General features: G+C 71.0%; 14 protein-coding genes. 12 read left to right on the plus strand and 2 right to left on the minus strand.

The genetic code is table 11. From position 1 onward, the window contains the following. The first annotated feature begins 38 nt into the window (after positions 1-38). The 12 genes from BDW27_RS14650 (at position 39) to BDW27_RS14705 (ending at position 15,411) form a co-directional block, all read left to right on the plus strand. Positions 39-1,334 (plus strand): NADH-quinone oxidoreductase subunit D, encoded by a 1,296-nt coding sequence (locus BDW27_RS14650; RefSeq protein WP_110049667.1) that lies wholly within the window; start codon positions 39-41, stop codon positions 1,332-1,334. Beyond that, positions 1,331-2,071, plus strand: a complete 741-nt coding sequence (nuoE, locus tag BDW27_RS14655; protein WP_110049669.1) for an NADH-quinone oxidoreductase subunit NuoE — start codon at positions 1,331-1,333, stop codon at positions 2,069-2,071. Before BDW27_RS14650 ends, nuoE begins: the two co-directional genes overlap by 4 nt. Beyond that, on the plus strand, positions 2,068-3,390 hold the full coding sequence (nuoF, locus tag BDW27_RS14660) for an NADH-quinone oxidoreductase subunit NuoF (protein WP_017543074.1): 1,323 nt from the start codon (positions 2,068-2,070) through the stop codon (positions 3,388-3,390). Before nuoE ends, nuoF begins: the two co-directional genes overlap by 4 nt. Then, entirely contained in the window at positions 3,387-5,846 is a 2,460-nt protein-coding gene (locus tag BDW27_RS14665; RefSeq protein ID WP_110049671.1) for an NADH-quinone oxidoreductase subunit G, read from the plus strand. The genes nuoF and BDW27_RS14665 overlap by 4 nt, the downstream gene beginning before the upstream one ends. After that, entirely contained in the window at positions 5,843-7,216 is a 1,374-nt protein-coding gene (gene nuoH, locus BDW27_RS14670) for an NADH-quinone oxidoreductase subunit NuoH (RefSeq protein WP_110049673.1), read from the plus strand. The genes BDW27_RS14665 and nuoH overlap by 4 nt, the downstream gene beginning before the upstream one ends. After that, positions 7,209-7,757: an NADH-quinone oxidoreductase subunit NuoI gene (gene nuoI, locus BDW27_RS14675; protein ID WP_017543071.1), complete on the plus strand. Its 549-nt coding sequence runs from the start codon at positions 7,209-7,211 to the stop codon at positions 7,755-7,757. Before nuoH ends, nuoI begins: the two co-directional genes overlap by 8 nt. Beyond that, positions 7,754-8,716, plus strand: a complete 963-nt coding sequence (locus BDW27_RS14680) for an NADH-quinone oxidoreductase subunit J (RefSeq protein WP_199560656.1) — start codon at positions 7,754-7,756, stop codon at positions 8,714-8,716. The genes nuoI and BDW27_RS14680 overlap by 4 nt, the downstream gene beginning before the upstream one ends. After that, positions 8,704-9,003: an NADH-quinone oxidoreductase subunit NuoK gene (gene nuoK, locus BDW27_RS14685; RefSeq protein ID WP_017543069.1), complete on the plus strand. Its 300-nt coding sequence runs from the start codon at positions 8,704-8,706 to the stop codon at positions 9,001-9,003. The genes BDW27_RS14680 and nuoK overlap by 13 nt, the downstream gene beginning before the upstream one ends. A 14-nt stretch (positions 9,004-9,017) precedes the next feature. Beyond that, the gene (nuoL, locus tag BDW27_RS14690) at positions 9,018-10,964 is read left to right on the plus strand and encodes an NADH-quinone oxidoreductase subunit L (protein ID WP_110049675.1); all 1,947 of its coding nucleotides are present in this window, start codon (positions 9,018-9,020) and stop codon (positions 10,962-10,964) included. Next, positions 10,965-12,608: an NADH-quinone oxidoreductase subunit M gene (locus BDW27_RS14695; protein WP_110049677.1), complete on the plus strand. Its 1,644-nt coding sequence runs from the start codon at positions 10,965-10,967 to the stop codon at positions 12,606-12,608. It abuts the gene before it with no gap. Continuing rightward, complete coding sequence (nuoN, locus tag BDW27_RS14700) at positions 12,605-14,266, plus strand: NADH-quinone oxidoreductase subunit NuoN (protein WP_110049679.1); 1,662 nt, start codon at positions 12,605-12,607, stop codon at positions 14,264-14,266. The genes BDW27_RS14695 and nuoN overlap by 4 nt, the downstream gene beginning before the upstream one ends. Positions 14,267-14,406: 140 nt before the next feature. Beyond that, complete coding sequence (locus BDW27_RS14705; protein WP_017543065.1) at positions 14,407-15,411, plus strand: polyprenyl synthetase family protein; 1,005 nt, start codon at positions 14,407-14,409, stop codon at positions 15,409-15,411. Positions 15,412-15,674: 263 nt separating this feature from the next. Here the strand turns inward: BDW27_RS14705 and BDW27_RS14710 are convergent, their stop codons facing one another. Then, on the minus strand, positions 15,675-16,976 hold the full coding sequence (locus tag BDW27_RS14710) for a hypothetical protein (RefSeq protein ID WP_110049681.1): 1,302 nt from the start codon (positions 16,974-16,976) through the stop codon (positions 15,675-15,677). Between the two features lie 195 nt (positions 16,977-17,171). Next, entirely contained in the window at positions 17,172-18,035 is an 864-nt protein-coding gene (locus BDW27_RS14715; RefSeq protein ID WP_110049683.1) for a hypothetical protein, read from the minus strand. Between the last annotated feature and the right edge of the window lie 72 nt (positions 18,036-18,107).

An 18,107-nucleotide genomic window follows, 5' to 3' on the forward strand; every position in this document is an offset into this window, starting at 1 on the left:
CCAGCCACACGAAGGCCCCTCCAGAAGGGAGGCACGGCATGACCGTCACCGAGGACTACATCGACGCCTCCGGTGGGGACTGGGACGACGTCATCGAGAAGGCCCAGGGCACCAGCGCCGAACGCCTGGTCGTCAACATGGGCCCCCAGCACCCGTCCACCCACGGCGTGCTCCGCCTGATCCTCACGCTCGACGGCGAGACCTGTACCGAGGCCCGCGTGGGCATCGGCTACCTGCACACCGGCATCGAGAAGAACATGGAGTACCGGACGTGGACGCAGGGCACCACGTTCGTGACCCGCATGGACTACCTCACGCCGCTCTTCAACGAGACGGCGTACAGCCTGGCGGTCGAGAAGCTGCTCGACATCACCGACCGCGTGCCCGAGCGCGCCAGCGTCATCCGCGTGATGCTCATGGAGCTCAACCGGATGGCCTCGCACTTCGTGGCCATGGCGACGTTCGGCATGGAGCTGGGCGCCACCACGGTGATGACCAACGGCTTCCGTGAGCGCGAGATGATCCTGGACATCTTCGAGCTCGTCACGGGCCTGAGGATGAACCACGCCTACATCCGGCCCGGCGGGGTGGCGCAGGACCTGCCGCCCGGCGCCGTGGGCAAGATCCGTGAGCTGCTCAAGGAGATGCCCGAGCGCATCGGGACCATGCGCAAGCTCCTGGACGAGAACCCCGTCTACCTGGCCCGTACCAAGGACGTCGCGTACCTCAACCTGCCCGGTTGCATGGCGCTCGGCATCACCGGGCCGCTCGTGCGCGCCTCGGGCCTGGCCTGGGACCTGCGCAAGGCCAAGCCCTACTGCGGCTACGAGGACTACGAGTTCGACGTCCCGGTCTCCGACGGCGGTGACGTGTACGCCCGCTACCGGGTGCGCATCGCCGAGATGGAGGAGAGCCTCAAGATCGTCGAGCAGTGCCTGGACAAGCTCCAGCCCGGCCCGGTGATGATCGAGGACGCCAAGATCGGCTGGCCCGCCAAGCTGGCGCTCGGCCCGGACGGCATGGGCAACTCGCCGGACCACATCGCGCACATCATGAGCGGCTCGATGGAGGCGCTGATCCACCACTTCAAGCTGGTCACCGAGGGCTTCCGGGTCCCCGCGGGCCAGGCCTACGCGGCGGTGGAGAGCGCCAAGGGCGAGCTCGGCTGCCACGCGGTCAGCGACGGGGGCACCCGCCCCTACCGCGTGCACTTCCGCGACCCGTCCTTCACCCACCTCCAGGCCGTCGCCGCCATGTGCGAGGGCGGGACGGTGGCGGACGTCATCGCGGCCGTGGCCAGTATCGACCCGGTGATGGGAGGCGTGGACCGGTGAGCGAGACCAACGAGAACACACCCGTGGAGACCCCCGGGGTCTTCACCGACGAGGTCGTGGCGCGTCTGGAGCAGGACGCCAAGGAGATCATCAGCCGTTACCCGAAGCCGCGTTCGTCGCTGCTCCCGCTCCTGCACCTGGTGCAGGCCGAGGAGGGCCACGTCAGCGCGGAGGGCATGCGGTTCTGCGCCGACCAGCTGGACATCACGCTCGCCGAGGTCAGGGCGGTCGCCACGTTCTACACCATGTACCGCCGCGAACCCGGCGGCGACTACCAGGTGGGCGTGTGCACCAACACCCTGTGCGCGGTGATGGGCGGCGACGAGATCTTCTCCGCCCTCAAGGAGCACCTGGACGTGGCCAACGCGGGGACCACCGGGGACGGGAAGGTCACCCTGGAGCACGTCGAGTGCAACGCGGCCTGCGACTTCGCGCCGGTCGTGATGGTCAACTGGGAGTTCTTCGACAACCAGACCCCGGCCACCGCCAAGCAGCTGGTGGACGACCTGCGTCTGGGCAAGGACGTGGCCCCCACGCGGGGCCCCGCCAGCCTGTGCACCTGGAAGCAGGCCTCGCGCGTGCTCGCCGGGTTCGACGACGGCCGCGCGGGCGAGGGCGTGCAGGCGGCCGGCCCGTCACTGGCCGGTCTCCGGATCGCGGAGCGCAACGGCTGGACCGCGCCCGACCCGAACAACCTCCCCACCCGCCCCGACCAGGGTGAGGAGGGCGCCAAGTGACCACCCTGACCCCGATCCTGTCCCAGAACTGGGACCGGCCCGACTCCTTCACGATCGACGGCTACCGGGCCACCGGCGGCTACGAGGCGCTGCGGAAGTCGCTGACCATGGAGCCCGACTCCATCGTGGACCTCGTCAAGCAGTCGGGCCTGCGCGGCCGCGGCGGCGCGGGCTTCCCCACCGGGATGAAGTGGGGGTTCCTGCCCAAGGACAACCCCAACCCGCGCTACCTCGTCGTCAACGCGGACGAGTCCGAGCCGGGCACTTGCAAGGACATCCCGCTCATGCTCGCCAACCCCCACGTGCTGGTGGAGGGGGTGGCGATCGCCTCGTACGCGATCAAGTCCAACCAGGCCTTCATCTACGTGCGCGGCGAGGTCGTCCACGTCATCCGCCGCCTGCGCCAGGCGGTGGCCGACGCCTACGCCGCCGGGCTGCTCGGCAAGGACATCCTCGGCAGCGGATTCGACCTCGACGTCGTCGTGCACGCCGGGGCGGGCGCCTACATCTGCGGTGAGGAGACCGCCCTCCTGGACTCCCTGGAGGGCTACCGGGGCCAGCCCCGCCTCAAGCCGCCGTTCCCCGCAGTGGCCGGGCTCTACGCCTCGCCCACCGTGGTGAACAACGTCGAGTCCATCGCCAGCGTCCCCGGGATCGTCGCCAACGGCGCCGAGTGGTTCACGTCCATGGGCACCGAGAAGTCCGCCGGGTTCGGCTTCTTCTCCCTGTCCGGGCACGTCACCAACCCCGGCCAGTACGAGGCCCCGCTCGGGATCACCCTGCGCGAACTCCTGGACATGGCGGGCGGCGTCCGCGAGGGACACCGGCTCAAGTTCTGGACGCCGGGCGGCTCCTCCACGCCGATCTTCACCGAGGAGCACCTGGACACCCCGCTCGACTTCGAGTCGGTGGGCGCCGCCGGGTCCATGCTCGGCACCCGTGCCCTCCAGATCTTCGACGAGACCACCTGCGTGGTCCGCGCCGTCGGCCGCTGGATCGCCTTCTACGCCCACGAGTCCTGCGGCAAGTGCACGCCCTGCCGCGAGGGCAACTTCTGGATGGTCCAGGTCCTGGACCGCCTGGAGCGGGGCGAGGGCACCGAGGCCGACATCGACAAGCTGCTCCAGATCTGCGACAACCTGCTCGGCCGCTCCTTCTGCGCGCTGGGCGACGGAGCCACCAGCCCCGTCATGTCGTCGATCAAGCACTTCCGCCAGGAGTACGTCGACCACTTCGAGAAGGGCGGCTGCCCCTTCGACCACTCCAGGTCCACCCTCTGGGCGGACCGGCCGACCACGGAAGAGGGAGGGAACCGGTGACCGTCACCTCCAACACCTCAGGCGGGTCCTCGCCCGCCCCGCCCCCGGAGGACCTGATCACCGTCACCATCGACGGTTTCCAGATCAGGGTTCCGAAGGGCACCCTGCTGATCCGGGCCGCCGAGCTGCTCGGCATCCAGATCCCCCGGTTCTGCGACCACCCGCTGCTCGACCCGGTCGGGGCCTGCCGCCAGTGCCTGGTGGAGATCCCCGACATGGGCAACGGGCGCGGGATGCCCAAGCCGCAGGCCTCCTGCACCATCACCGTCATGGAGGGGATGGTGGTCAACACCCACCTCACCTCCGAGGTGGCGGAGCGGGCCCAGCGCGGGATCATGGAGTTCCTCCTGATCAACCACCCGCTGGACTGCCCGGTCTGTGACAAGGGCGGCGAGTGCCCCCTCCAGAACCAGGCGATGTCCACGGGCCAGGGGGAGAGCGAGTTCGTCGACGTCAAGCGGACCTTCCCCAAGCCGATCGCGCTGTCCACCGGGGTGCTGCTGGACCGGGAACGCTGCATCCAGTGCGCCCGCTGCACCCGCTTCGCGGCGCAGATCGCCGGCGACCCGCTCATCGAGCTGATGGAGCGCGGCGCCCAGGAGCAGGTCGGCATCGCCGAGGGGGAGGCCTTCGACTCCTACTTCTCCGGCAACACCGTGCAGATCTGCCCGGTGGGCGCGCTCACCGGATCGGCCTACCGGTTCCGGTCCCGCCCCTTCGACCTGGTCTCCACGCCGAGCGTGTGCGAGCACTGCGCGGGCGGCTGCGCCCAGCGCACCGACCACCGCCGGGGCAAGGTCACCCGGCGGCTGGCCGGGGACGACCCGCAGGTCAACGAGGAGTGGAACTGCGACAAGGGCCGGTGGGCGTTCACCTACGCCACCCGGTCCGACCGCCTCTCCCGCCCCCTGGTCCGCGACGAGGACTCCCGGGCCCTGGAGTTCGCCTCGTGGCCCGAGGCGATCAGCCTCGCCGCACAGGGGCTGGGCGCGGCGCGCGGCAACGTGGGGGTGCTGGTCGGCGGTCGCCTGACCTACGAGGACGCCTACGCCTACGCCAAGTTCGCGCGCGTGGCCCTGGGCACCAACGACGTGGACGCCCGCGCCCGCGAACACTCCGCCGAGGAGTCCGCCTTCCTCGCCGCCCACGTGGCGGGGACCCCGGTGGGGGTGGACTTCACCGCCCTGGAGAAGGCGCCCGCCGTCCTGCTGGCCGGGTTCGAGCCGGAGGACGAGTCGCCCTCCACCTTCCTGCGCCTGCGCAAGGGGTCCCGCAAGCGGGGGCTGAAGGTCTACTCGATCGCCTCCCACGCCAGCCTCGGTCTCACCAAGACCTCCGGCACCCTGGTCCGGAGCGTCCCCGGCGACGAGGCCCGCGTCCTCAACGCCCTGGACGCCGACCACCCCGAGGTGGTCGAGGCGATCGGCCAGGAGGGCTCCGTCATCCTGGTCGGCGAGCGGCTCGCCGCCGTCCCCGGCGCCCTGACCGCCGTCGCCGCGCTGGCCGAACGCACCGGAGCCCGGCTCGCCTGGGTGCCGCGTCGCGCCGGTGAGCGGGGCGCGATCGACGCCGGAGCGCTTCCGGGCCTGCTGCCCGGGGGCCGACCGGTCGCCGACGACTCGGCCCGCGCCGAGGTGGCCCGCGTGTGGAACGTCGGCTCGCTGCCCGGGACCCCCGGCCGCGACACCGACGCCATCATCGCGGCGGCCGCGTCCGGTGAGCTGGACGCGCTGGTCATCGCCGGGGTCGAGCTGGACGACCTCCCCGACCCGGACGCCGCCCGCGAGGCCCTGGCGAGGGTGCCGTTCGTGGTCAGCCTCGAACTGCGCGCCAGCGACGCCACCGACCGCGCCGACGTGGTGCTGCCGGTGGCCGCCGTCGCGGAGAAGTCCGGGACCTTCGTCAACTGGGAGGGCCGCCACCGGCCCTTCGGTGACGCGCTCAAGGTGCCCGGCGCCCTCTCCGACCTGCGGGTGCTGTCCGCGATCGCCAACGAGATGGACGTCCACCTGGGCCTGCCGGACGCCGCCAGCGCCTACGACGAACTCCTGGAGCTGGGCATGTGGGTGGGTGACCGGCCCGCCGGACCCTCCGTCCGACCTGCCGAGCTGCCCGCCCCCGCCCCGGGCCAGGCCCTGCTGTCCACGTGGCGGCAGCTCCTGGGCACCGGCCGGATGGAGGACGGCGAGCCCTACCTCGCCGGGACCGCCCGCCAGCCGCGCGCCTACCTGTCCAAGGCCACGGCCGACGAGGTCGGGGTCCCCGACGGCGGTTCGCTCCGTGTCACGGGGGAGCGGGGTTCGGTGACCGTCCCCGTGGTCGTCACCGACATCGCCGACCGGGTCGTCTGGCTCCCGGCCAACGCCCACGGCTGCGACATCCGCCGTGACCTGGGCGGCACCGCCGGGCAGACGGTCATCCTGGCCGCGCCCACCACCAACGGGAGGCAGCAGTGACCCCCGCCGCTCTCGATCCGCGCGCGGCCGTACTGGCCTCGGAGAGCACCCTGAGCGCCTTCGGGAACGACCCGTGGTGGATCACCACCATCAAGGCGCTCGCGATCTTCGTCTTCCTGATGATCTGCGTGCTCATGATGATCATGGCCGACCGCAAGGTCATGGGTCGGATGCAGCAGCGCCACGGACCCAACCGGATGGGTCCCTTCGGGCTCCTCCAGTCCCTGTTCGACGGCATCAAGCTCTCCCTCAAGGAGGACCTGATCCCGCGCGGGGTGGACCGGTTCGTCTACATCGCGGCGCCGATGATCGCGGCGATCCCCGCGTTCCTCGCCTTCTCGGTCATCCCGATCGGGCCCGAGGTGAACTTGTTCGGGGTCATGACCCCGCTCCAGCTCACCGACCTGCCGATCGCGGCGCTGCTGGTCCTGGCGACCGCGGCGCTCGGCGTCTACGGGTTCGTGCTCGGCGGCTGGGCCTCCCAGTCGCCGTACGCCCTGCTCGGCGGCCTGCGTGCCTCCGCGCAGGTGATCAGCTACGAGATCGCGATGGGCCTGTCCTTCGTCGCGGTCTTCATCATGGCGGGCACGCTCACCACCTCCGGCATCGTCGCAGCCCAGGAGAACCTGTGGTTCGCGGTGCTGCTCCTGCCCTCCTTCCTCATCTACCTCGTCACGATGGTCGGCGAGACCAACCGGCTCCCGTTCGACCTGGCGGAGGGCGAGGGCGAGATCGTCGGCGGCTTCATGACCGAGTACGGGTCGATGAAGTTCACGATGTTCTTCCTCGCGGAGTACGTGAACATGTGCACCGTCGCGGCCGTGTCCGTGACGCTCTTCCTCGGCGGCTGGTACGCCCCGCCCGGGGTCACCGCGATCCTCCCGGGCGCCAACGAGGGCTGGTGGCCCGCCCTGTGGTGGCTGCTCAAGTTCGTCGCCGTCATGTTCCTGTTCATCTGGGCCCGGGGCAGCCTCCCGCGCGTCCGGTACGACCAGCTCATGAAGCTCGGCTGGAAGGTCCTCATCCCGATCCAGCTCGTGTGGATCACCGGTGTGGCCGTCGTCCGCATGCTCGTCCTCGACGAGGCGCACCCGCTGGTCATCGCGGGTGTGGTCGCGGCCTTCACCGTCGCCACCGTCGCGGCCATCGCCGCCTGGGTCCGCTTCGTGCGCCGCGAGCGCGCGGAGGAGGCCCGCCAGCGCGCCGAGAACGCGCGCCGCGCCCACAAGGAACCCTCCTTCGGCGGGTTCCCGGTGCCCCCGAGCACCGCCGCCCACTACGGCAGCAGCGTGCTCGCCGAACCGTCGCGGACGGCCTCGGCCGCCACCGCCGAACGCAACCAGAAGAAGGGGGAGGTTACCGGTGCTTGAGTGGCTCAACCCCGTCAAGGGTTTCGGTGTCACCTTCCACACGATGTTCAAGAAGGTGCCCACCGTCGAGTACCCGGAGGTCAAGCGCCCCACGGCGCCGCGCTTCCACGGTAGGCACCAGCTGAACCGGTGGGCCGACGGCCTGGAGAAGTGCATCGGGTGCGAACTCTGCGCCTGGGCCTGCCCGGCCGACGCCATCTACGTGGAGGCGGGAGACAACACCGACGACGACCGGTACTCGCCCGGTGAGCGGTACGGGCGCGTCTACCAGATCAACTACCTGCGGTGCATCCTGTGCGGTCTGTGCGTGGAGGCCTGCCCCACCCGGGCGCTCACCATGACCAACGAGTACGAGCTGGCCGACGACAACAGGCAGAGCCTGATCTGGACCAAGGAGCAGCTGCTCGCCCCGCTGCGCGAGGGCATGGAGCAGCCGCCCCACCCGATGCGCCTCGGCGACAGCGACCTCGACTACTACGCCACCGGGCGCGGTGAGCACGGGACCCAGGACCGGCCGGAGAACACGGGGGCGGTCCGTTGATCCCGCTCACCCCCGCCTCCCCCGCACAGCACCTCGCCGCGGCGGCGCCCATCGGCTCCGGTGAGGCCGCGGTCTTCTGGGTCCTGGGCACGATCGTCGTGCTCGGTGCCCTGGGCGTGGTCTTCTCCCGCAAGGCCGTGCACTCGGCCATGTCGATGGCGCTGTCCATGGTCGGCCTGGCGATCTTCTACGGCATCAACGAGGCGCCGTTCCTGATGGTCGTCCAGATCGTCGTCTACACCGGCGCCGTCCTGATGCTGTTCCTGTTCGTCCTGATGCTCGTGGGCGTCAGCTCCGCGGACTCCCTCGTGGAGACCCTGCGCGGACAGCGGCTCATGACCGCGATCGTGGCGATCTGCTTCGTCGGCGCCCTGACCACCGGGATCACCCGGATCGTCGTGGGCGACCCGGCCGGGATCGCCGCCGCGGCCACCCCGGTCGGCGGCACCATCCCGTGGATCGCCAGCGAACTCCTGCTGCGCTACGTGGTGGCCTTCGAGGCCACCGCCGCGCTGCTCGTCACCTCGGTGCTCGGCGCCATGGTGCTCGCGCACACCGCCCGCACGGGCAGGCGCCGCACCCAGCGGGAGATCTCCGAGGACCGCATCAGGGGCGACCACCCGACCCCGCTGCCCGGGCCCGGCACCTACGCCCGGCACAACGCGATCGACATGCCCGCGCTGCTGCCCGACGGCTCGGTCTCGAAGCTCTCGCTCAACCCCGTCCTGGCCGCCCGCGACCCCGAGTACCAGTCGGGGGTGCCGATGGAGGTCCAGACCGGGCGGTCCGCGCTCCCCGGAGGCGCGTCGGACTCGGCCGGCTCCAAGGAGGGCGGGCTCACCGCCGACCGTGAGGACGGACCCGCCGACGACGGTGAGAGCGGCCCGGCCGCCACCACCGACGGCGAAGAGAACGGCAACGGAAACGGACAGGAGGTCGAGTCCTCGTGGACCCGATGAACTACATCGTCCTCGCGGCGCTTCTGTTCACCATCGGCGCGGTCGGCGTCCTCGTCCGACGCAACGCGATCATCGTCTTCATGTGCGTGGAGCTCATGCTCAACGCCTGCAACCTGGCGTTCGTCGCGTTCGCCCGGATGCACGGTGACATCGAGGGGCAGGTCGTCGCCTTCTTCGTGATGGTCGTGGCCGCCGCCGAGGTGGTCGTGGGCCTCGCGATCATCATGCAGATCTTCCGAACCCGCAGGTCCGCGTCGCTCGATGACGCGAACCTGCTCAAGCACTAGAAGGCGACGTGGCAGTGACACAACATCACGCGTACCTCGCCGCCGAACCCGTGGTGGCGACCACGGCCGACAGCGCGGTGCTGTCGAACGCCTGGCTCCTGATCGCCCTGCCACTCGTGGGCGCGGCGATCCTGCTGCTGGGCGGGCGGCGCACCAACGGGTGGGGGCCGCTGCTGGCCACCGCCCTGCCGATCGGCTCCTTCGTCTGGGCGGTCCTCGCCCTGTTCGACCTCCTCGGCCGGGGCGCGGCCGAGCGGAGCGTCTCCGTCCCCGTCTACGAGTGGTTCGCGTCGGGTGACTTCTCCGCCCGGATCAACCTCCTGGTGGACCCGCTCTCGATCAGCTTCGTCCTGCTGATCACCTTCGTGGGCTCGCTCATCCACGTCTACTCCCTCGGCTACATGGCCGAGGACCCGGGCAGGCGGCGGTTCTTCGCCTACCTCAACCTGTTCGTCGCGGCCATGCTCGTACTGGTCCTCGCGGACAACTTCGTGCTGCTCTTCCTCGGCTGGGAGGGTGTGGGCCTCGCGTCCTACCTGCTCATCGGGTTCTGGCAGTACAAGCCCACGGCGGCCACGGCCGCCAAGAAGGCGTTCCTGATCAACCGGGTCGGCGACATCGGCCTGCTCGTGGCGATCATGATCATGTTCACCGTGCTCGGCGCGGTGAGCTTCAGCGACGTCTTCGCGGCCGTCCCCGGTGCCAGCGACGGCATCCTCCTGGCCATCGGCCTCCTGCTGCTCCTGGGCGCCTGCGGCAAGTCCGCGCAGCTCCCGCTCCAGGCGTGGTTGCTGGACGCCATGGAGGGCCCGACCCCGGTCTCGGCGCTCATCCACGCCGCCACCATGGTCACCGCCGGTGTGTACCTGATCGTGCGCGCCGGACCGATCTTCGAGGGCGCTCCGGTGGCGCAGACGGTCGTCATGACGGTCGGCGCCGCCACCATGCTCGCGGGCGGCCTGATCGCCTCCGCCAAGGACGACATCAAGAAGTCCCTGGCCGGTTCCACCATGAGCCAGATCGGCATGATGGTGCTGGCCGCCGGGCTCGGCCCGGTCGGCTACGTCGCCGCCATCGCCCACCTGATCACGCACGGCTTCTTCAAGGCCGGGCTGTTCCTGGGCGCCGGTTCGGTCATGCACGGCATGAACGACGACGTCGACATGCGCAGGTACGGAGGCCTGGCGTCGAAGATGCCGATCACCTTCGCCACCTTCGGCCTCGGCTACCTCGCCATCATCGGTGTCCCGTTCCTGTCCGGCTGGTGGACCAAGGAGAGCATCATCTCCGCCGCCTTCGGTATCGGCGGGACCGCCGGGGCGGTCTTCGGCACCGCGATCATCGTGGGCGCCGCGCTCACCGCCTTCTACATGTCGCGGATGGTCTTCATGACCTTCCTCGGGAAGAAGCGCTGGGACGACGGCGTGCACCCGCACGAGTCGCCGGTGAGCATGACCGCCCCCATGGTGGTGCTGTCGATCGGGTCGGTCGCCCTCGGCGCCTTCCTGGTCTTCGGCGACCGGTTCGCGGGCTTCCTCGCCCCGGCCATCGGCGCCGAGCCGCACCACTTCACCGTGGGCCACGCCTTCACCGCGCCCTACGGCATCGCCGCCCTGGTCGTGCTGGTCCTGGGTGTCGCCCTGGCCTGGTTCATGTACCTGCGCAAGCCCGTGGCGCGCACCGCGCCCAAGGGCAACCTCGTCACCAACACGGCCCGCAACGAGCTGTACGGCAACGAGATCAACGAGGGCCTGTTCATGCGACCCGGCCAGGTGCTCACCAAGGCGCTGGTCGTCATCGAGGACAAGGTCATCGACGGCGCGGTCAACGGGCTCGGTGCCGGGGTCGGCGACTCCTCCACCGGACTCGGCAGGACACAGACGGGGTTCGCCCGCACCTACGCGCTCACCATGCTCATCGGCGCCGTGATCGTCGCCGCGACGCTGGTTGTGAGGTTCTAAATGATCCCCTGGCTCACTCTCGCGATCGCGCTCCCCGCGATCGGCGCGGCCGTCATCTGGGCGCTGCCGCGCGTCAAGGCCCCGGCGGCCTCGGACGGTGCCTCGGCCTCGGTCGCGGCCAGCGCCGAGTCCGGCTCCGGCACGGCCACGGCCACCAAGGCCCGTCCCGCCACCGGCGGGGCGGCCTCAGCCGAGCTCGCCAAGCGCCTGGCCCTGGGCTTCTCCGTCGCGACCCTGCTGCTGGTCGTGGCCATGGCCCTGAACTTCGACACCTCGGGGGCGGGCGGCCTCCAGTTCGAGCAGGTCCACCCGTGGATCCCCTACTTCGGGGTCCACTTCGCGGTCGGCGTCGACGGCATCGCCCTCGTGCTGATCCTGATGTCCGTGGTGCTCGTGCCGCTCGTGGTGCTGGCCGCCTGGCGGGAACACGACGACCGTGACGACGGCGGGCGCGGCTACTTCGCGCTCATCCTCGCGCTCGAGGCGATGATGATCGGTGTCTTCGCCGCCACCGACGTCTTCCTGTTCTACGTGTTCTTCGAGGCCATGCTCATCCCGGTCTACTTCATGATCGGGCGCTACGGGCGCGGCGCGGACCGCGCCAAGGCCGCGATGAAGTTCCTGCTGTACAGCCTCGCCGGCGGCCTCATCATGCTGGTCGCGGTGATCGGCGTGTACGTCATCGGCGGCACCTTCCTGTGGACCGAGCTGACCGATCCGGGCGGCGCCCTCGCGGCCGTCGACCCGGCCACCGCGCGCTGGCTCTTCCTCGGGTTCTTCATCGCCTTCGCGATCAAGGCCCCGATGTGGCCCGTGCACACCTGGCTGCCCAGCGCGGCCGGGTCGTCCAGCCCCGGTACGGCCGTCCTGCTGGTGGGCGTACTGGACAAGGTCGGCACCTACGGGATGCTCCGGTACTGCCTGGAGATGTTCCCCGCCGCGGTCTCGTGGTTCGTGTGGCCCGTGGTGGCGCTGAGCCTGGTGAGCATCTTCTACGGTGCGATCCTCGCGATCGGCCAGAGCGACATGATGCGCCTGGTCGCCTACACCTCGGTGTCCCACTTCGGCTTCATCACCCTGGGCATCTTCGCCCTGACCCAGCAGGCCCAGGCCGGGGCCGCCCTCTACATGGTCAACCACGGGTTCGCCACCGGCGCGCTCTTCCTGATCGTGGGCTTCCTCGTCGCCCGACGGGGCAGCGCCCGCATCGAGGACTTCGGGGGCGTCCAGAAGGTCGCCCCCAAACTCGCCGGGGTCTTCCTGATCGCGGGTCTGGCCGGTCTGGCGCTGCCGGGCCTGGCCCCCTTCGTCAGCGAGTTCCTGGTGTTCGTCGGCGTCTACGCCTTCAGCCCGGTCCCGGCGATCGTCGCCGCGCTCGGCGTGGTCCTCGCCGCGCTCTACATCCTGTGGATGTACCAGCGCACGATGACCGGCCCCACCCCGGAGAAGCTGGCCAAGCTGCCGGACCTGTCCGGGCGTGAGACCTGGGCGGTCGCCCCGCTGATCGCCCTGATCATCGCGTTCGGCGTCTACCCGCAGCCCCTGCTCAACGTGATCAACCCCGCCGTCGAACGCACCGTGGAGGCCGAGGCCGACACCGAGGTGGCGGTCGCGGACGGCGACGCGGAAGGAGACGAGGAGTGATCCCCCTCAATCTCGCGGACGGGGCGCCCCCGGCGCTCCACGGAGTCACCGAGGCTCCGCCGGTCCTGGACTGGTGGCTGCTGGCACCGTTCCTGGTGCTCTTCGGCGCCGGTGTGCTGGGCGTGCTCCTGGAGGCCTTCTGGCCCAAGGGCTCCCGCCGCACCGCGCAGATCGTCCTGACGGCGGTCGCGCTGCTGGGCGCCTTCCTCCTGCTGGTCCTCCAGGTGGAGGCGGTCGGCGAGGGCACGACCATCGCCAACGGCGTGCTGGCCGTGGACCGCACGGTGCTGTTCTTCCAGGGCACCATCACGGTGCTGGCCCTGATCAGCCTCATGCTGATCGCCGAGAGGCGGGACGGCAGGGACGCGTTCTCCGCCCAGGCCGCCACGGTTCCGGGCAGCGAGGAGGAGCGCACGCACATCCTCGCGGGCTCGCAGCACACCGAGGTCTACCCGCTGGTGCTGTTCGCGGTGCTGGGCATGCTGATGTTCCCGGCCTCGAACGACTTCCTGGTCATGTTCATCGCCCTGGAGGTCATGAGCCTCCCGCTGTACCTGCTGTGCGGGCTGGCCCGCAGGCGCCGCCTGTTCTCGCAGGAGGCCGCGGTCAAGTACTTCCTGCTGGGCGCGTTCTCCTCGGCGTTCTTCCTGTTCGGGATCGCCATGGTCTACGGCTACGCCGGTTCGGTGAACTTCGGCGTGATCCGCCAGGCCGTGGAGTCCGGCGGGGCCGAGATCTTCCAGGACGGCAACGGCGAGCCGCTGCTGCTCATGGGCGTGGGCCTGGTCGCGATCGGCCTGCTGTTCAAGGTCGGCGCCGTTCCCTTCCACAACTGGAAGCCCGACGTCTACCAGGGCGCCCCGACCCCGATCACCGCGCTGATGGCCTCCTGCACGCTGGTCGCCGCCTTCGGTGCCCTGCTGCGGGTGTTCTTCGTGCCGTTCGGCACCTCGGTGGCGCTCTGGGAGCCGATGCTGTGGACGGTGGCCATCCTGACGATGGTCGTCGCCGCGGTCGTGGCGGTCACCCAGCGCGACGTCAAGCGGCTGCTGGCCTACTCCTCGGTGGTGCACGCCGGGTTCATCCTCACCGCCGTGGTCGCGGGCAGCGTCGAGGGCCTCGCGGGCGCCATGTTCTACCTGGCCGCCTACGGGTTCACCACGCTGGGCGCCTTCGCCGTCGTCACCCTGGTGCGCACCAGGGACGGCGGGCAGGAGCTCGGTGACCTCGACAAGTGGGCGGGTCTGGGGCGACGGTCCCCGGGCCTGGCCCTGGCGCTGTCTCTGTTCCTGCTGGCCTTCGCCGGTATCCCGCTCACCAGCGGGTTCATCGGGAAGTTCGCGGTGTTCGAGGCTGCTGTGGCGGCGGGCGCGACCCCGCTGGTCGTCGTCGGTGTGCTCAGCAGCGCCGTCACCGCGTACTTCTACGTGCGGATCATCGTTGTGATGTTCTTCCGGGATTCCGAGGGCGAGGGCCCGACGGTGGCCCGTGCCGGGATGCTCACCGGCAGCGTGATCACGGTGGGTGTGGCGGCGACCCTGGCGCTCGGGATCCTCCCGGGGGCCTTCCTGGACACCCTTCTGCCGTCCGGTGAGCCGGGTCAGGAACCTGCTGCGGTCATGGTCGACCAGGTCACGGAGGTACCCACCGGCGAGTGACCGTCGACCCGGGTGTGGCTTTGGACCTTCATTCCGGGTCGGATACCGTGGCAAGTCGGATCATGTTCATGTGCTGAGCGTGTGGCGGTCCCCTCCCGAGGGGGCCGCCAGCACGCCCGTTCAACAGGTGGAGCCTTACGGTGAGCGGTGCTGTCCCGAGCGGTTTTCTCGCTCTGCCGAGAGTCGACCCGACCCTCGCCCGGGAGATCCAGGACGACCTGGAGAAGGTCGAGGAGCTGCTGAGGGAGTCGGTGCGGTCGAGCGACCCCATGCTGACCGAGGCCGCCTCCCACCTGCTGGCCGCCGGAGGCAAGCGCTTCCGCGCCATGCTGGTGCTGCTCGCGGCGCACTTCGGGGATCCGCGGGTCCCCGACCTCATCCCGGCGGCGGCCGTGGTCGAGCTGACCCACGTGGCCACCCTCTACCACGACGACGTCATGGACGAGGCGGAGCTGCGCCGCGGCGAGCCCAGCGCCAACCAGCGCTGGGGAAACACCATCGCCATCCTCACCGGCGACTACGTGTTCGCCAAGGCCTCGACGATGCTCGCCGACCTCGGCACCGAAGCGGTCCGGCTCCAGGCCGAGACCTTCGCGCGACTGGTCCAGGGGCAGATCCTGGAGACCTCCGGGCCGCGCGACGGGATCGATCCGCTCGACCACTACCTCAACGTCATCGACGACAAGACGGCGTCGCTGATCGCCTCCTCGGCGGAGTTCGGCGGCATGTTCGGCAAGGTCGACCCGGAGACGGTGAGCACCCTCACCCGCGCCTGCGACGCGCTGGGCATGGCCTTCCAGCTGGCCGACGACATCCTTGACGTGGCCAGCGAGAGCGCCGACTCCGGCAAGGTGCCCGGCACGGACCTGCGCGAGGGCGTGCTGACGCTGCCCATGTTCTACGCGATGCGCTCGGTGGACCCCGCCGACGAGCGGCTGAAGTCGCTGCTGGGGCGTCCGCTGGACGACACGGAGGCCGAGGAGGCCCTCGGGCTGCTGCGTCCGCACCCGGCCATGGCCGAGGCCGACGCCACGCTGCGCGGCTGGGCCGACAGGGCCCGCAACGAACTGACGACCCTGCCCGACATCCCGGCGCGGGACGCCTTCCTGGCCCTGTGCGACTACGTGGTGGAGCGCTCCGGCTGATCCACCCGCCCCGACACACGTGCGGGCCCCGTCCGGAACCCCGGTTCCAGGCGGGGCCCGCGCGTGTGTGGCCCTTCGGGAGTCGTCAGAGGACGGCGGAGGGGCGCTCGGACACTCCCTCCGTGTCCGGAGCCCCAGCCGGGCACGCGAGCGGGCCGAGACCACGCTCGCGGCGCACGTCCGGTGCCGGGGTTCCCGGCCGGAAACGACGGCGGCGCCGCCCCGGTGCGTGGGGCGGCGCCGCGAAGTGGGACCGGAAGGGGTCAGCGCACGAGGGGGAGGGCCTCGGAGCCCGGCAGGTCCATGAAGGTGGGGTGCTGGACCATGCCCTCGGGGGTCTCCTGCTCGGCGGTGCCGCCCTCGATGGAGACGAGGTCGCTGGTGTCCAGGTCGTTGAGCAGGTCCGTGCCCCGGCTCAGGCCGTTGACCAGGTCCTCGGCGGTGGTGGTGTCGATGCCCTCGGCGACCTGGGGCAGCTGGGCGTCGGCCAGCGGGCCCTGGAGCGAGACCGGCTCGGCGGAGCTCAGGTCCGCGGAGCCGAGGTCGGACGCACCGGTCAGCAGGGCGTCGGTCAGGTCCGTGACCTTGGGGGTCTCGAAGGCCGGGGCCTCGGCGCCCGGGGTCTGCGGGGAGCTCTGCGGAACGGTGGTGAGGTCGCGGCCCTCCCAGGCGCGGTTGCCCACCATGCCCAGAACCTCCTCCTCGCCGAGGTTCACGTAGTTGTCGGCGGTCAGCTCGGTGGCCTCGACGACGTCCTGGATCTGCTTCGGGGTCTCCAGGCCGAAGGCGGCCGCCAGGTCCCACATGTTGGGCGCGGTGAGGTCGGCGCCCTCGGACGGGACGGCGGCGCTCGTGTGGACGGGCGTGGGCTTGGGCTCGGACAGGGCGCTGACCGGGTTGAGGTCGTTCAGCACCAGGGCGTTGTCGCCGGTGAGGTCGGTGACGCCGCCCAGGTCGGTGACCTCGCTCAGGGAGGGCGCCTCGCTCAGCTCGGGCAGGCGGCGGTCCTCCAGGCTCGGCAGCCGGGTGGTGTCCAGCTCGGGCAGGACCAGCATCTCGTCGCGCAGGTCGGCGGCGGCCTGGACCGTGTGGGGCAGCACCTCGGAGGCGGTGGACTCGGCGGACGCGCCCGCCCCGCGGGCGGTGTCCTCCACGACGGTCCCGGCGTCCTGGGCGGCGGACTCCACGTTCCGGCCCACCGTGTGCCCGACGGTGTCGTGCGGGTCGCCGTCCAGGCCGGTGGCGTCCTGCGCCTTGGTGACGGTCTCGGACAGCGGGGAGTCGGGCAGGATGGCGCCCAGATCGGGGGCGGGCTTCTCGGCGTTCGCGGTCTCCTGGAGCTCGCTCAGCGCACGGTCCGCGATCGGGGTGACGCCCTCGGGGGCCAGCACGTGCATGGTCGGGGCCACGCCCTCGACGAGGGCGCGCTCGACGACGGGCGAGAGCTCCTGCATCGGGGTGGCCAGGGCCTCGGCTCCGGCCACACCGGCGCCGAGAGCCACGAAGCCCGCGGTGCCCGTGACGAGGAGTACTGCTCGGGCGGAGAAGCGCTTGGTGTGCGTCATGGTTTTCCTTCCCTGGTGAAGCTCTGGATGAACAGGACGACCGCGACGCCGTGGACGGCGGTCGTGGGGAGCCGGGGCGGACCACCGGCTGACGTGAATCACGTGAACGAGGGCACGGGACTCAGGTCAGCTCCCAGGAAGTACGTGCTGGGAACGGTCCGGGGGCGCGTCGTGCGCCCGGGGCGGGACCGTTCGCTAGTCCGGCGAGACCGTGAGGTCGTCTGCCGGGTCGGCGGGCACGGTGTGCAGCCGGTGCGCGGCCAGGCGCACGGCGTCGGCGGCGGGCGCGGGAAGCGGCGCGGCCGTGAGGTATCCGGCGACGGAGGGCGCGGGCGCCGGTCCGTTGGCGGTGGGCGCGGGGGACCCGGTGGCGGGCTGTACGCGCTGGTGTTCCGTGGCGCGGTCGTCGTCCTCCTGCTCGGAGTCGGGCGTCGCGCTGCTCGGGGCGGTGGAGGCGTGGTGAGCGGTGACCGAGGGGAGCACGTGAACACCGTGACCCTCCGACCACTCGGCGGGCTCGGAGCCCTCGTCCTCCTCGGCGGCCCGGTCCGCGCCGGTCTCCTCGTCCTCGTCCGAGTCGGAGGCGCGGGACGCCCGGGACTCGGTGATCGGCAGGCTCTGGCCCAGGCCGCGCTCGACCGTCTCCTCGCGGGTGCGGTCGATCTCCGCGACGAAGCCGCGCACCTCGGCCACGGCGGGCTCGGGCAGGCTGACGGCGGCCTCGGCGGTTTCGACCGTGCGCTTCTCCAGACGCTGGTGCACGGTGCCGAGCGTGGTGGTCACCGGTTCGGTGACCTTCTCGGGTACGACCGAGTCCAGGGCCGGGGCCTCGCCCAGTCCGAGGGCCTCGCCGGTGGCGGTGGCGGTCTCGGAGACCGGGGCCCCCAGGGCGCCGGAGCCCAACGAGGCGGAGTCCGCCTGGGCCGGTGCGGCACAGAGCAACCACAGCACGGCGAGGAAGGCGCCCAACAGGAGTGGGAGGCCGATCGCGGAGGGCACCGCCGCGCACGCGGCCGAGGCGGCACGGAGCGTGCCGGTTCGGCTGGTGCGAGGAATCAAGGGGACCCTCCGAGACGTGTGACCAGGTCGGGGCGGGGCAGAGCCCGACGCCCACGACCTGACGTTAGCACA

Origin of the sequence: Nocardiopsis sp. L17-MgMaSL7 (genome assembly GCF_003182025.1) — a bacterium.
In the GTDB taxonomy this organism is placed as follows: domain Bacteria; phylum Actinomycetota; class Actinomycetes; order Streptosporangiales; family Streptosporangiaceae; genus Nocardiopsis; species Nocardiopsis prasina.